We start from the raw sequence: 15,165 nt of genomic DNA, 5'->3' as shown, positions 1-15,165 counted from the left end.
TATCGCCTTGAACGAACCGCTTCATCTTGCTCATCCTCCGCTATCGGATGAAGAATTTTAGCGCTCCAAAAATGCGTTTTGACACACTCTGGGCCGGTCACTGCCCGACGCGGTCGCCCGAAATCGACCCGTTGGAGTCATTCAACGGACAACAGACTTGATGACCGCTTTCAATCCCTCTTCACCGCGCGGCCGAAACACGTCCGGAGGCGGTGCGCCAAGCCCAGTTAGAATGAAGCGCACTCTATCTAAATCCATCCGCTCCGGGCGGGTAGGCGTATTCATCAGGATAGAGAGGCCGGAATAAGATCGTTTTTGCATCTTCGTTATCGTTCCTATTGCCACCTGCAAAATAGCCTGGATCGACGTGGAAATAAGCGTCGCTGTTCGCGGGGATAATCATTGGTGTCGCATAGGAGACCTGCAGAGATTTCACTGGATCTAGTCGACTTTGAAACCTCCACAGATTATGCTTGTCCACCGCTGATATCATTGCGCACGCACGGTTAATATCAAAGCACCACTGGCCGCGGTTCTCAACAACCCAGACATCTTCACCAACAGAGCTTCCAATTCTTACCTCGGTCGCAGACCTCGGATCGAAGGGTCTAGCAATAAGACGCCCTGGAACGGTCTTCGGCATTGGCGGGATGTTGAGAGTGCATTTTGATTTTGAAGCTGTAACACAAGCGACGACATCTGTTGTTCGCTTATCCAGTGCCGACTGGAGATCCGCAACTTCCTTTCGAGCACGTTCGACCGAAAACTCACCAAATTGGTCGGTATTGTTCAACATATATTGCAGATCAGAAATCCGCTGATAAGTAGCCTGATAGTACCGAGCCTCTGCATCGAGATTTGCAGTCGAGACACCTCCCTTTGGGCTATCCGCAAAAAATTGATCATAACGGGCGACGATGTAGTAAAGCGTACTAGCCTTTTCAGAAGATGTTACCTTGGTAGAGTATTTTCTTGCGTAATCGAGTATATCTACAGGGGTGCCCGTTGGATACTCTTCGCTCTGCCCAAGCCGGAGGAGGTGAAATTTTATTCTACCGCTTTGATTAAATTGCTGTAGTTGCTTGCTAGTATCGACATCTAACTTCCCGTCGCCCGAAAAGGCCGTTGCCGCTGCACTCAACGTCAAACGCATCTGAGTTTGCTCGGACTCAGATTTACTTTCACCGACATAGACACCTGAAAATAAGCCACCGGTCACTTTTCCAACGACGAAGCTATCACCGCAAATTCTCTGAAAACTTTCAATGGAGGCCTTAGCTTTTCTACCTATGTCTGACCAGTTCACCTTGGAGCTGTCAAGGATTAATTTTTTATTGTTTTTAGCAAACACCGTAACCCTAAGATACTCTGAGAATTGATTTAAAGTACGAGAATGAACTAATTCAAACGTTGCACTTCCCTTATAAGCTCCTAAACCCATCGAAGCAGCCGCGGACACGGCAAGGGTTTGCTTTTCAAAGTAGTCTTCAATAGAGTTTCCATGGTCAACGTCCAATAACCCGTCCTGCGAAACACTCTCGACCGCAGTCGGCAGGGACGCTGAGTACGAAACACACTTTTGATATCGCGGCTCCTCGTTTACAGAATCCCAGCCAATGAGGAAGTCCAGCGGCTGTTCCCCTGGTACTTGGTTGCCCCCCGGTTGAGCGCTAGCAGGAGCCTCCGGAGAAACGACGGCCGGCGCGACTCGTAATTTTAAGTCATCGCCAGCGCCTGATGCTGACCAAGAAATCGAACTACAAACCGTCGCAATAAGCACCGTACCGAAAGAACACAAGTGCCTCATCATTCCTCCCTTCTTTTATAAATTAAACCTTAGGAGATCTTATGGCACCCGGCCAGAAATATTTATTTCATGGAATATTTGCATGAAAACATGTCTTTCCAAGGGCTAAACGATACGTCATCGTATTAATTTCGAAATGGTATGACTAAGCAGATCGAAAGAAACGATTGGTAGTTACGCGGATCGAACGTATCAGGTCGAAACAGAAAGCAAAAAGGCCAGCGCTGTCACAACGCACCAGATTTCGATTTGTTCTTGATCGCAATAAGCGGACATTCGAACGTCCGTCAAAGAAAGGGTTGGAACGACCGTTCATGGCCGGCAGTACGCGTTCGTACCAACGCCGGAAAGCTGTCATTGAGAATTCCAGCATCCTCACAACGGCACGTTCATTGAGCTGGTGCTATCGGCAACTTTCGGACTTTCGCGCCGCTGAGCCGACGGACATTCGAACGGCGGCTTCAGTCAGTTAACGGGCGTTCCGGCTAATATCTACCAATCTTCTGTAACGGATCATGGGCATAGGGGCCGATTGCGTCGTGTTGGGCATGAAGCGCTCCAAGCGCTGTCCTTTAAGCGTGAAAGTCGCGAGCAAAGACTCTACGTCGAGTTGATGTCTCTGCAGGCGAAGCAGGCGCGCGTGGAACACTGTATTTCTCCAGAACAATCCCTGCGGTGCTCAGGAGATACAGCGTCTCAAGGCGTGCGGATCCACAGGTGATAACGATATTCAGCCTCGCTCACCGCCTGCGTGTTGTCGGCCTTTCTCGGGTTGTCCGGGCTTGGCAGTGAGGGAGCGGCGGCCACGCCGACATGGCAACGTCAATCATGCGATCGAGCGCATCTGCATCAGCGCCGGCCTGCGGCAAATTCAAAACTGCATGCAGCACCCCGAGGTAATGCCACGCGAGTGCGTCAACGTGCGTGTCGTTCGGCAATTCGCCATTCGCGACCCCATCGGTCAAGAGACCTGCAAGCATCTCATACTGAAGACCCGCGCTTGCTCGCGCAGCTACCGTCCCCAGCGCTGTAAGGTCCATCATCTCTGCGCAGCTTCGCGATATCAAGCAACCCGCTGGACGCTCCGGGTCAGGGCGCGTCGGCAAGTAGGCACGTAGGATCCCTAGGAGACGCCCTCGTGCGGTATCTGCTTGGATCCCGTTCATTCGCTTGAGCACTCGCTCCGTATATGCCGCAAGAGCCTCCCGGAAGAGACCGTCCTTGTCACCAAATCGTTGGTAGAGGCTGGAACGGGACAAGCCTGTCGCCTCGGTAAGGTCATTGATTGACGCCGCCGCATAGCCGTGGCGCCAAAAGACCTTTATGGCCGCATCGATTGCGGTCGCGTCGTCGAATTGTGGCTTTCCGCTCATGGAACCCACATTAAAAATCTTGACAAACAGGAACGTTCGTTCCAACATTCTTGTACCGTTCGTTCCATGATACATCAAAGGACTCTTCATTGCGTATGAGCGGGCGCTCGAACTGAAGGGACTCGTGATACTTCTGGGCGGGCCACCATGATCTCTACCTTGCACAGCGCGATGCGGCAATCACCGCGGCAATCGACTGGTTTCAAATGCATCTCTAACATCTTTCGTTTCGAGGATAGCCATGACCACAACTGATACCCGTTTGTCGCAGCTTCACTGGGAAGTGATGACAAGGAAGCGTGGCAGCGCTACACAAGGGGTTCCACCAGGCAGGGAACATCTCCAATGGGTTTCAAATGCGGCGACCCTCTTCTGGACTGATCGCGATGCCCTTCTGGTAGACACTTTTCTTAGCGAAGCACATACGACTGAGCTCGCCGATTGGATCGAATCCAAAGGCAGCACGTTGCGTACTATCTACGTGACACACGCTCACCCAGATCACTTCTTCGGGTTGACTCTGTTGTTGAAGCGTTTCCCGCACGCGCGGGCAATCGCACCAGAAAATGTTGTGCAAGGCATGCATGACACGATCACACCGGAGATGCGTGCGCACTGGAATAAAGTTTGGCCGGGGCAGGTACCTGACGTGCTGACGGTTACCGAAGTCCTCGATGCGAAGTCCTTCATGTTCGGGGGCCATGAATTTCGCATTGTCGACACTGGACATACCGATACAGACGATACGACGGCGGTCCATGTTCCGTCGATGGATCTTGTGATCGCTGGGGATGCCGTCTACAACGAGACACATCCGTTCATGGTGGAATGTGATCGCGCTGGCCGACAAGCTTGGCTTGACGGGCTCGAAATAATCGCAGCGCTTAATCCCCGGTTTGTCGTCGTAGGGCATGGCCCGCTCGAACCCGACAACAGTCCAAAGCATATCGCGGCGACCCAGGAATACATTCGCGATTTCGAACGGCTCAATCAAAATACTTCCACACCTCGCGAACTCTATGATCACATGCTGACGCTATATCCCGACCGCATTAATCCGGGATCGCTCTGGGGCAGTGCCAATAAAGCAAAAAGCGAAACGTGATAGGAGTGCGAACCATGAAAGCAATTCAGTATCGTGCGATCGGTGGTTACGTCGAGAATGCGCTCGTTGAGATTCCGTCGCCTACGCCTGCGGACGATCAGGTGCTCATTAGCATGCGGACGGTAGGGATCAACCCTCTCGATAACACTTTTCGTTCAGGCCATCATTGGGCGGCAACACCGGAAAATCTGCCGCGTGTCGGTGGTCAGACGGGAGTGGGCCAAGTCGTGGAGTCAAGAAGTCCGCTTTATAAGGTCGGTGATCGCGTATTCGTAACAGGCCCAGGATTCGGCATTATTGTCGACGGGACTTGGAGAGAATTGGTCGCAGCTTCTCCGGCGGGATTGGCCCCCATTCCTGAGCATGTGGATGACGATAGTGCGGCGGCTTTTCTCGCGGGAGCCGGATATCTGACGGGGTATCTCGTGCTTACACAATTTGTGGACTTTAAGCCAGGACAAAGCATTCTTGCTCCTGGAATTGGTGGTGCTGTGGGGATGGAAAGCGTGCAGATCGCCCAGAAGTTAGGCGCATCGCTTGCGATTTCGACTGCCAGTACAACGACCAAAGCAGAGCAGGCACGCGCGGCAGGTTATGAGCATGTCATTGATCTCTCGAAGGAAAGTCTTCGCGACGGGGTAACTCGATTGACCGACGGCAAGGGTGTGGACGTCATCGTCGACGGGATTGGTGGACGACTCATCGGTGAAGCACTTGGTTGCCTGGTTGCAGGTGGAACGTACGCTGTGGTGGGTTACGCCGGCGGGCGGGAAGTGAACGTCAACCTGACTGACATCATCTGGAAATCCGCCCAGGTTCGTGGTTTCACATTGAGAGGGTTCAACGCCGAGACCCTGGCGAACGCGCAAAAGACCTTGATCGGCTATCTTGCGGACGGCACCATTCAGCCAACCATTTCCAAGCTCTTTCCGCTTGCCGATGCATCCGAGGCGGTTCGTTATCTGATCGAGGATCGTCCGTTCGGTCGGGTACTAATGCGTATCGCTAATTGAGTTACCTGACTATATAAGGCACATGAAGCGATCGCTTCCAATAGGCAGCGACCTCAGCTAAGTGAAAGCGGCACAACAAAAGAATCCCCATCCATCACCACTTGATGGTGGCAGTTTGGACGACGGCGGCGGGATTACGCGTCGATCCTGCAACGAGATAGTCCTGAATTCTGAGTGTGATTTACGACTGGAGAAGCATAAATGTCTGATCTGTTTAGCCCCTTTTCGCTAAAGGGTGTAACTCTCCGCAACCGGATCGCCGCGTCGCCAATGTGCCAATATTCGGCCACGGATGGTTTTGTCAATGATTGGCACTCGGTACACTATGCCGGGATTGCCCGTGGCGGCGCCGGTCTCACAATTGTCGAGGCTACGGGGGTGTCTCCTGAAGGCCGTATCACTCCAGGTTGCCTGGGGATCTGGACTGACGCCCACGCGGAGAAGCTTGAGCCGATCGTTCGATCCATCGAAGCTGCTGGTTCCGTTCCGGGCATTCAACTAGCCCACGCTGGGCGTAAGGCAAGTGCTAACCGTCCGTGGGAAGGCGATGACCATATCCTCGCAGGAGACCCGCGAGGCTGGGAACCGATTGCGCCGTCGGCCATCGCTTTCGGTCGTCACCTTGGTCGCGCTCCTCGTGAGATGACGCCTGAGGATATTGCGAGAGTTCAGGACGACTTCGTCGAAGGGGCGAAACGCTCGCTTCGCGCCGGATTCAAATGGCTCAATCTGCATTTCGCGCATGGCTATCTGGGGCAAAATTTCCTTTCGGAGCATTCCAACAAGCGACGTGACGCTTACGGCGGCACGCTCGAGAACCGCAGCCGCTTTCTGGTTGAAACCCTCACTGCCGTTCGGGCTGTATGGCCCGAAGAGTATCCACTTACGGTCCGCTTGGGCGTCGTCGAGTTTGATGGCCGCGACGAGCAGACTTTGTCGGAGGCAATCGAAGTGGTCAAGCGCCTCAAGGCGGCGGGCCTCGACATGATTGATGTGAGTTTCGGATTCTCGACCTACGAGCACCAAATCCCTTGGGGACCCGCGTTTATTGTGCCATTCGCCGACAGGGTCCGGCGTGAGGCGGATATTCCTGCGTCAACGACGTGGAACATCGCGACACCGGAATTGGCTGACGCTGCCGTGCGTGATGACTGCGTCGATGTGGTCATGATCGGTCGATCACTCCTGCAGAATCCTCATTGGCCTGATCTTGCCAGTCGTGCATTGAAGCGAGACACAAAACCATGGGTGCTGTCAGCGCCATATGGTTATTGGCTGGAACGCTACGGTGTCGCACAACTGACCTGACATCAAGCCACCCTGGTTCGTGACGCTAGCTGACTGCGTTGACGAGCGAGATCGCTCGATGGCAAGACTTAAAGTTGCTGAGTTTGACGTCGCAAAATAGCGGGCGATCAGTCAAAACCAGTCCGCGTTCTGCGGTACAGCGGCAGTCAAATTTAATATAAGGCGTAGTTAGTAATCCAAATGGATAATATTGACAAGTTAGATTCAATGAGTTCAGATCTACCCGCGCTGGTCTTCATTCATGGGTTTCTCGACGGAGCGGCGGCGTGGGACGAAGTGGTGAAGTGGTTAGGCTACCGGGCCGCTGGCGCACTGTGTGTGGACCTTCCCGGTATGGGGGGGCGCGTGGATGTAGAGGGCCCGTACAGCCTTGATCGCTTTGTCGAAGACGTCGCCACCCAGGTTGACACGTTGACGCGTCCGATAATCCTTGTAGGCCAGAGCATGGGTGCACAGATAGCCGAGTTGGTGGCGGCGAGATTGCAGGAAAGGGTTTCTAGCTTGATACTAATTACGCCAGTGCCTTTACAAGGAACTGGTCTTCCGGACGACGTTATGAAAACGTTCCATGCGCTGGGTGGTGATCCCGGTGCACAACGTGACCTGCGCCGTCAGTTGTCGGTCAATCTCGACGACGTGCGTCTTGAGAAGTTGGGCCGTCTTGGTGACAGAGTAGTTCCCTCGTCAGTCGGTCTCTTTGCCGACATCTGGAACCGCGGGCACGAGTCGGGTTCTCAGCACACGGCATACAACGGTCCCGTTTTGATTGTCAGGGGTGGAGACGATGCCTTCGTCACGGAAGAAATCGTGTACCACTCCGTGATACCACGATTTACCAACCCTACAGTCGTTTCTGTCGACGGCGCGGGCCATTGGCCACATGTCGAGCAACCGCAAGCCGTCGCCACTATCCTCGATGCGTTCCTGACTAACCTGGAACTGACCGCGAGCATGAAAGTTCAGGGGCAAGGATGGGTCCGCGCGTGGGAGCAAAAGTCGGCGAATACATTTCGTGAGGCTTTCGCATCGGACGTCATTCTAGAGGCGAGCATCATGTCCAGGCCCGTCGCCGGCGCGGAGCAGGTCAAGAACGTGCTGGAAGCGGCCAGCAAGATCTATGAAGCGTTGACCTTCACGCACGAAGCCACCCTCGGCCCGCGTCAATACCTCGAATGGGAAGCGCGTGCATTTGGTGGAGAAAGGCTCTTGGGAATCACGATCCTCACGAAGAATGAGGATGGAAAAATCGTCCACGCCGCCATTCATCATCGCTCGCTGGGCAGCGTCCTGAAGTTCTCTGCCGAACTTGGCCGTCGCCTGTACGGCAAGGTCGATGACAGTCTTTTCTATAGTCAAACTTGATAGGCAAGCCGCCTCAGGAGTTCAAAATGATTAAACGCACCGACGTGGAATTTGAAGTTGATGGCAACGTCAAGCTTCGCGGCTGGCTCTACGTCCCGCCCGGCGAAGGGCGGCGGCCGGCCATCACGATGGCGCATGGTTACGCCGGCGTGAAAGAACATGCCCTCGAGCCGTTTGCGAAAGCCTTTGCCGACGCCGGATTCGTCGTGCTGCTGCATGACCATCGTGGATTCGGTGCGAGCGAAGGCACGCCTCGCCACGATATCGACCCGTGGCGCCAGATAGCCGACTGGCGACGCGCGATCAGCTACCTCGAAACACTGGATGTGGTCGACGTCAAACGCATCGGCTTGTGGGGAACCAGCTACGCCGGCGGCCACGCTATCGTGCTCGGCGCGACAGACCGGCGGCTGCGCTGCGTCGTCGCGCAGGTTCCGACCATCAGCGGCTACGAGCAGGGCCTGCGCCGCATTCCCCCCGAAAACGTAGCCACGATCGAAGAAGCGTTCGCCGACGACGACCGCGGGCAGTTGCGTGGCGACGCGCCTCGCCGACAGGCGGTCGTGAGCGACGACCCGAGCGTTGCTGCGTCCTATCGAGCCAAAGATGCCATCGGTTTCTATCTGCGGCCGGTGCCGGAGGGCGCGTGGGATAACAGCGTCACTATCCGTTCGACGCGCGCCGCCCGGATGTATGAGCCCGGTCACTGGATTCCCAGAGTATCGCCGACCCCGCTCCTAATGGTTGTGGCCACCCATGACACCATCACACTGACTGACCTGGAACTGGCCGCTTACGAACGCGCGTTGCAGCCCAAGCGCCTCGTGACCATCGAGGGCGGACATTTCGATCCTTACTTGTCTATGTTCCAGCAGTCCAGCGGGGCCGCAGTCGAATGGTTCAAGTTGCACCTCGGCTAACTGCACTTCGATGATCAAGGAATTCTTCCATGGCTCATTTGATAGTCAGCTTCGACGGTCGCTTTGCGACGATCATCCCGGATCACCCTCCATAGATTCGCATTGACGATCGAATGGTCGACGAGTGTGAGACCGCGCTCATGCAATCGAGCGCAGCGACGCCCGGGGCGTGATCGTATGCAGCGAAGGTAACGACTTCTCCTTTGGAGGCGTCATCCTGCTCTGGCCCGAAGCAAGCCCTCACGAATTCCGCGCCCGTTTCGAGCACTGTGCGTCGGTGTTCAATCGTTTAGAGCGGATTTCCCTGCCCGTGATCGCGGGCGCCGAGAGGCCGGCCGCTCAACCTGGCGCTGACAAAGTGTGGCATGCGATAAGAGTATCCCGTTTCTCTCGTCGCGAAAGTTCGCTTATACGGGCACTTGAGAGTACACGTCATGATTATTCAATCTTTGTGTTTGCGTCACAACCTCCCTGCTGCACTACTCTTTTCGCTGCTGACTGCCTTGACTTCCGCGCACGCTGCCGACGTTACTGCAAGCGATACGCAGGAGATTCATGACTTGTTCGTGCGGCAGGCCGAAGTCGAAACGGCTCATGACATCGACGCCTTGGAGGACATGCTCGCGCACGCCGTCCCTGGCAAGCACGACCCCGTATCGTTCGTGGCTCGCGCATATCGGTTCTGGGGCCGAGATGCCGTCATCGAGCACTTCCGCAAGACTTTCACGGGCACTTGGAAATTTGAACCCGATCAGAGCGCCATACGCATCCTGCCGTTGAACGGCGATACAGTACAAATATATGCACCTACTCGCATCACACTCGGATCAGCCGGCCAACCCGCCAAGACTGCGATGTTTCTGATCAACGAAATTGCGATCCGAACGCCATCCGGCTGGAAGATCTCGGCAGTTATTCCCGTTCCGGCCGAATAAATGAACTGCGAAGCAGATGCGCAACAGTAATCGCTCTCTTACTTCGTAGTCTTGATCGTTGGTACCGCGAATGCGCCTTGGCGCGTCACAGTGGTCGATCATTTCATTTGCAGAAACAGGCAAGGGTGACCATGTCGTTGCGGACTGGCATACGCGGAAACCTGACCGGACAGGCGCTGGGATCACTCGTGCCTGGCGGCGGTCTCGATCAAAACGATTTCTCGATCCCCGTCGTTAGCGCTCACCCGTATGCGCCCTGGATTTCTCAACCAAGAAACTCATCATGTCGACAATCCGATTTCACTACATGACCACTTTGACGCCCGAGCAGTTTGTCGCCGGACTCACCGACTTCGGACCAGGCCGCTCGAAGCTGTTTGGCAACAGCGCAGATGAGTACCTAAGGGTCCATCATCGTGGTCCCTTTCAGGCCGATGTTACGGAGGGCTCAGGCGGCATCTGGGAGCGCCTGTACTACGACTGGTCCGATCCAGATCGTGTCGTCATGACGACCACCGACTCCAACGTCTGGGGAGGTCGGTCGGGCCACACGTACACGCTCACGCGTCTGCCCGATGGGAGGACCGCGCTAGATGCGCTCGTGGTGCGCGAAGGCAAGAATATCAAGGGACGGATTCTCGCGTTCGTGCTCGGAACCATTGGCAGGCACGTTCTAGAAAAGGCGTTTGCAAACAGCATCAAGGTCGTCGAAGCCCGGAACAGCGCAGCGAGAGAGGAGTGCACGCCCTGTGCCTATTGACTCTAAACGGCGGGTGAGCACGAACGCGTGCCCGCTGGACCGTCCGCTGTCTAAATCGGGCGCAGGACGTTTGACAGAAGCGAGAGTCACACGGGTCATTCATATCGACCAGCTTTTCAGATTCGTCGACCGCACTTCCCCGTGGCGCGCGAGGCACGAGAAGCTGCGGGAGATGCTTGCTCAAGTCGATGATCGAGACTCAGGAGCGCGCGGGCACGCGCACATACGCTCGTTACTGCCTGGCGTGTTCCAGCTTCCCCGCCTGGCACTTCCAGGGGGCAAATTCAAGCTGCGCGCCCGGCCTGAATTTGGCCGGCCATCAGGCCGGCCTGCGAACGATCATTTCCGCCACCTCGTCACACCACGCGATATAAGCCTGTTCCGCCAACACGCCGCGGCGCGTCACCAACAGCGGTCCAAGCTGATGCTCGGTCAGCACGGCCTGCCTTTCGAGAAAGAATTCAAGCTGGGCCTCGTGGTCCGCGCGCACCGCACGAATTTGCTGCAACGCAATCTCGCGCGGCAGCAAATCGAAACATAACACCCGCAGTATCTGTTCGTCCTTGATGGCCGGGCGCGGTGATCCATTGGCTACCCAAGCCGTCAGCTCCTCACGTCCAGCATCGGTCACGGTGTAGATCGAGCGCTCCGGTCCGCGCGTTCCAGGCAAGCGCTCCGATTTGATGAGTCCGTCCTTCTCCAGCTCGCGCAATGCAGGGTACACGGAGCTGTGCTCAACCGACCAGCAATGCTGGCCCGCCATCTGCAGCCATTTGGTCATCTCATAGCCCGAACGTGGCTGGTTATATAGCCCGGCAAGGAGAACATTCTTCAGTGGTTTTGTCTTGCTTACCTTGGCTTCCTTCAGATCACTCACTCGCATTCACTCCTTGATCGCGTCAATGCGCACGCGCGGAATGACTATGTTTTTTTTGACATAGTCATATAAACCGTGTAACTATGTATTTTCAGACATAGATGATTCTATCATGAATGCGGTCTCCGTTTTCCCGATGCCCCGGGCTGCGATTGCGCGAGCCGTCGTAGCTTTGGCCGCGTGCGGCCAGTCCGCGGGTATCGTTTTCACCCGGCTTGCCGGGGTCGAGGCTGCGCCGGCCAGTGCCGACAACATCATCTACGCCAACGTCGTGGGTGCGCGCACTGAAAGCAACCTGGGCTTTCATGCCGCCGGCAAGGTTGTCGAGCGGTTCGACGATTCCTGCCAGACCGATTCCTGAGGTCCGTTGCACATGTTCTTCATTTTTCTCACTAACACAAGGAAGAAAATCTTGTCCCAAGAAACCATCCTCGTCACCGGCGCCGCCGGCAGCGTCGGCTCGACCGCGCGCGCGGCCATTGCGATCCTGCTGGAGCAGGGCCGTCGCGTGCGTGCCATGGTGCGCAAGCTGGACGCGCGTGCCGACACGCTGCGTGAGCTGGGCGCGGAAGTCGTGGTCGCCGATATGCTCGACATCGTCGCCGTGCGCGCGGCAATGCAGGGCTGTTCGTCAGTGTATTTCACGACATCGGTTTCCCCCGACTACCTGGAAGCGGCCACCAACGTGGCGGTTACGGCCAAAAGTCTGGGTGTGAAGGCCTTCGTAAATCTGTCGCAGATGACGCTGTCGCAGATGAGCGAGACAGAGACCACCGGTAGTCCGCAACAGAAGCAGCACTGGCTCGCAGAGCAGATGCTGCGCTGGTCCGGCCTGCCAGTGATCTACCTGCGTCCAACCGCTTTCTTTGAAGGCTTGTTCCTGCCGACGGCCAAGGGCATCCGCGACGATAGCGCCATCCGGCTGCCGTTCGCTGACGGCAAGACCTCGCCGATCGCCGCCGTCGATGTGGGGGCTGCCGTGGCTGCTGTCCTGGCCAACCCTGAGCCGCACATCGGGAATGTCTACGAATTGACCGGACCCCAGTCGCTGACGATGGCCGAACTTGCCCAGGAGTTCAGCGGCGCTTTGGGCCGCACCATCCAGTACGTCAACGTGCCGCCGAAAATCTGGGAAGCGAAGCTCCAGGAGTTCCAGCAGCCGCCGCATCTGACCGCTCACCTGACCGTCATGGCCCAGTTGCATCGCGACAACCGCTACGACCGCATGACCGACACCTTCCAGCAGCTAGTCGGCCGTGCGCCAATTTCCGCCGCCGAATTCGCTCGCCGCCATGCGGCCGCGTTCACGCCTGCCTGATCGCTTCTATTAACAGGAAACAATGATGGAATTTGTTCTCGCTTTTCAGCAGCCACCCAACGTCTATGACATCTACGCCGATCCGCTAAAAGGGCAGCAAGTCTTCCTCGCGTGGAAACAGTATATGGGCGCCATGGCGGCCGCCGGTGTCATGCGGGCCGGCACGCAACTCGATCCACGTAACGCCAGCACCGTGCGGGTGCGCGACGGCCAACGCCAAGTCCAGGATGGCTCATCCCGGGAAGGGCACGCGCTGTGTGGCGGCTTTGTAGTGATCAGTGTCGGGACGCTGGAAGAAGCCTTGAATTGGGCTGAACTCAGCCCGAGCGCATCGGACGGGTACACGGAAGTGATCCCGGTCCTGCCGATCATCCCCGCGTAGGCACCCGTCTGCGCTTGCATATGGCACTGTCATCGCCTGACCATAGGTCGGGCGCTTTCTTCTCCTTACAAAAAATCATGTCTGCTACTCCTGCCAGTCAGGCCGAGAAGATTTCTACCCGTCCTGGCAACATGCCACCCAACAAGCTGTTGCACGGTCCGTTGTTGTCGCAATTGATCCGCCTCGCCTTGCCGACGGTCGTAGTGCTGTTCATGACGACCTTGCTCGGTGTCGCCGAGACCTATTTTGTCAGCTCACTGGGTCTGAAAGCGGTCGCCGCCGCATCGCTTGTGGTTCCCGTCATGATCTTGATGACCACGGTATCGAGTGCTGGCATCGGCGGCGGCGTGTCGTCGGCTATCGCCCGCGCCACCGGCGCCCGCCGCCAGGACGAGGCGGAAAGCCTGGCCTGGCACGCGGTCGTCATCGCCGTCGTGGCAGGCGGACTGTTCTCGCTGGTGGTGCTACTAGCCGGCCCCGCGCTGTATCGCAGTCTCGGCGGCAGCGGGCCGTCGCTGGACCAGGCGGTGCGCTACTCGAACATCCTGTTCGGAGGCGCGATCCCGTTCTGGATACTGTTGCTGATGCAGGCGGCGCTGCGTGGGGCCGGCAACGTCAAGGTGCCAGCGATGATCATCCTGGGCGGCGCGGTCGCCGGCCTGATACTGTCACCGACGCTGATTAACGGCTGGCTGGGCGCGCCGCGCATGGGTGTGGCGGGTGCCGGCGTCGCCCAGGTGCTGTGCAATATCGCCGCGCTGGGCGTCGTGGTCCTCTACATGCGTTCGCCTGCGTCGACGCTGCACCTGCGCCGCTATCCGCTGCAGCGCAAGCATTTCACCGCGATCCTCCGTGTTGGTTTGCTGTCCGCGATCAACGCCGTTATGTCGGCCCTGTCAGTCACAGCGCTGACGGCAGCCGCCGGCGCCATAAGCGTCACCGCCATCGCTGGCTATGGCATTGCCTCGCGCCTTGACATGCTGCTGGTGCCGGTGATGTTTGGATTCGGCACAGCCGCGATCACGCTGGTGGGCACGAACCTGGGCGCAGGCAACGTGGCGCGTGCGCGACGCGCGGCGGTCGTGAACGTACTGTTCGTTGCCGGCGTGGTTGGCCTCGTGGGACTCGTTGTCTCGCTTTTTCCGCAGCTCTGGCTGGGTATCTTTACCAGCGATAGCGCCGCTGTGGCTGTCGGCGCGCAATACCTGCACGTGGTCGCGCCTTTCTACGTGGTTCTTGGTGTGATTTTCGAACTCTACTTTGCAGGTCAGGGAGCACAACGCATCCTCTGGCCGATGACTGCAAGCGTGGTCCGTTTCGTATTTGCACTGGCCGCGATGGTGCTGGTCCTGCGAGGTTATGCGAGCCTCCACACTGCTTTCGTACTGGTGGCAGTCGGCATCGTCGTGGCAGCAACCATCAGCCTGCTTGGATTCCTGCGCACCCGCTGGGAGCGTTAGACACCAGGGGGCATTGGTGGCCGGCCCCGCATGGCGGCAGAGAATAGCTACCCGTCCAACATGTCGAACGGCCGTTGCGCGGCCACCCAAAGCGGGCGCCGATCCCATCGACTGCTACCACGCGACGCACCACATCGGGCTGCAGCAGTCGGCGCAGACCGATTGCCTTGAAATGGCCTACCAGACCTCGCTGGCCTGCGCGGCGAGAAAACAGGAGTTCGATCTCGCATCTCGACGAGAAAGAGTCCTGCTTCCAATGCAGCCACGAACCTCCAAGTGGGTAGCCAGTGAATGACCGATGTACTCTGACATCGGGCCTACGACTCTGCAGAGGCTGGATGACCGAGAAGGGTCGTTCACTGCCGCTCGGGGTCTTCCGACTTTCATGTTGGATATGCCCGTTGCATGAGGCGGCAGTCGGCCAGTTACGGCCAGTCACGTCGCATTGGTGACTGGCCGGTTCGGCGGCGACATGAGACACCCACCGTAATGCCGTGCGTTCGAGGCTTGTCACGTCGGCGCTACCGTGTCCCGCAAATCGAGGA

At 57.1% G+C, this 15,165-nt stretch carries 14 protein-coding genes; 11 read left to right on the top strand and 3 right to left on the bottom strand.

The annotated features are described in order from the left end of the window. Positions 1 to 244: 244 nt before the first annotated feature. Positions 245 to 1,810: a hypothetical protein gene (locus tag P3T23_RS25125; RefSeq protein ID WP_429318813.1), complete on the bottom strand. Its 1,566-nt coding sequence runs from the start codon at positions 1,808 to 1,810 to the stop codon at positions 245 to 247. Positions 1,811 to 2,547: 737 nt separating this feature from the next. Then, positions 2,548 to 3,228, bottom strand: a complete 681-nt coding sequence (locus tag P3T23_RS25120; protein ID WP_429318812.1) for a TetR/AcrR family transcriptional regulator — start codon at positions 3,226 to 3,228, stop codon at positions 2,548 to 2,550. Positions 3,229 to 3,421: 193 nt separating this feature from the next. Here P3T23_RS25120 and P3T23_RS25115 point away from each other — a divergent pair, with 193 nt between their 5' ends. The 7 genes from P3T23_RS25115 (at position 3,422) to P3T23_RS25085 (ending at position 10,583) form a co-directional block, all read left to right on the top strand. Next, positions 3,422 to 4,285: an MBL fold metallo-hydrolase gene (locus P3T23_RS25115; RefSeq protein WP_429318811.1), complete on the top strand. Its 864-nt coding sequence runs from the start codon at positions 3,422 to 3,424 to the stop codon at positions 4,283 to 4,285. Between the two features lie 14 nt (positions 4,286 to 4,299). Beyond that, complete coding sequence (locus P3T23_RS25110; RefSeq protein ID WP_429318810.1) at positions 4,300 to 5,298, top strand: quinone oxidoreductase family protein; 999 nt, start codon at positions 4,300 to 4,302, stop codon at positions 5,296 to 5,298. Positions 5,299 to 5,499: 201 nt separating this feature from the next. Continuing rightward, on the top strand, positions 5,500 to 6,606 hold the full coding sequence (locus P3T23_RS25105) for an NADH:flavin oxidoreductase/NADH oxidase (RefSeq protein WP_429318809.1): 1,107 nt from the start codon (positions 5,500 to 5,502) through the stop codon (positions 6,604 to 6,606). 180 nt (positions 6,607 to 6,786) lie between these two features. Then, entirely contained in the window at positions 6,787 to 7,968 is a 1,182-nt protein-coding gene (locus tag P3T23_RS25100; protein ID WP_429318808.1) for an alpha/beta fold hydrolase, read from the top strand. Between the two features lie 26 nt (positions 7,969 to 7,994). After that, positions 7,995 to 8,888 (top strand): alpha/beta hydrolase, encoded by an 894-nt coding sequence (locus tag P3T23_RS25095; protein WP_429318826.1) that lies wholly within the window; start codon positions 7,995 to 7,997, stop codon positions 8,886 to 8,888. 434 nt (positions 8,889 to 9,322) lie between these two features. Next, positions 9,323 to 9,823: a nuclear transport factor 2 family protein gene (locus P3T23_RS25090; RefSeq protein WP_429318807.1), complete on the top strand. Its 501-nt coding sequence runs from the start codon at positions 9,323 to 9,325 to the stop codon at positions 9,821 to 9,823. 283 nt (positions 9,824 to 10,106) lie between these two features. After that, positions 10,107 to 10,583 carry a hypothetical protein gene (locus tag P3T23_RS25085; protein WP_429318806.1) on the top strand — a complete coding sequence of 159 codons (477 nt, stop codon included), beginning with the start codon at positions 10,107 to 10,109 and terminating at the stop codon, positions 10,581 to 10,583. A gap of 319 nt (positions 10,584 to 10,902) precedes the next feature. Here the strand turns inward: P3T23_RS25085 and P3T23_RS25080 are convergent, their stop codons facing one another. Next, positions 10,903 to 11,466 (bottom strand): PadR family transcriptional regulator, encoded by a 564-nt coding sequence (locus tag P3T23_RS25080; RefSeq protein WP_429318805.1) that lies wholly within the window; start codon positions 11,464 to 11,466, stop codon positions 10,903 to 10,905. Between the two features lie 106 nt (positions 11,467 to 11,572). Between P3T23_RS25080 and P3T23_RS25075 the strand changes: the two genes are divergently transcribed. The 4 genes from P3T23_RS25075 (at position 11,573) to P3T23_RS25060 (ending at position 14,620) form a co-directional block, all read left to right on the top strand. Then, positions 11,573 to 11,821 (top strand): hypothetical protein, encoded by a 249-nt coding sequence (locus P3T23_RS25075; RefSeq protein WP_429318804.1) that lies wholly within the window; start codon positions 11,573 to 11,575, stop codon positions 11,819 to 11,821. A gap of 12 nt (positions 11,822 to 11,833) precedes the next feature. Then, positions 11,834 to 12,778, top strand: coding sequence for an NmrA family NAD(P)-binding protein (locus P3T23_RS25070; protein WP_429318825.1), 945 nt, complete (start codon positions 11,834 to 11,836; stop codon positions 12,776 to 12,778). A gap of 25 nt (positions 12,779 to 12,803) precedes the next feature. Then, a complete protein-coding gene (locus tag P3T23_RS25065; RefSeq protein ID WP_429318803.1) occupies positions 12,804 to 13,160 on the top strand; it encodes a YciI family protein in 357 nt (118 codons plus the stop codon). Between the two features lie 77 nt (positions 13,161 to 13,237). Then, on the top strand, positions 13,238 to 14,620 hold the full coding sequence (locus tag P3T23_RS25060) for an MATE family efflux transporter (RefSeq protein WP_429318802.1): 1,383 nt from the start codon (positions 13,238 to 13,240) through the stop codon (positions 14,618 to 14,620). Positions 14,621 to 15,165: the final 545 nt, after the last annotated feature.

The organism is Paraburkholderia sp. GAS448, assembly GCF_050435685.1.
Taxonomy (GTDB): domain Bacteria; phylum Pseudomonadota; class Gammaproteobacteria; order Burkholderiales; family Burkholderiaceae; genus Paraburkholderia.
The sequence above is the reverse complement of the archived record's forward strand: the minus strand, read 5'-3'. Positions and strand labels throughout refer to the sequence as shown.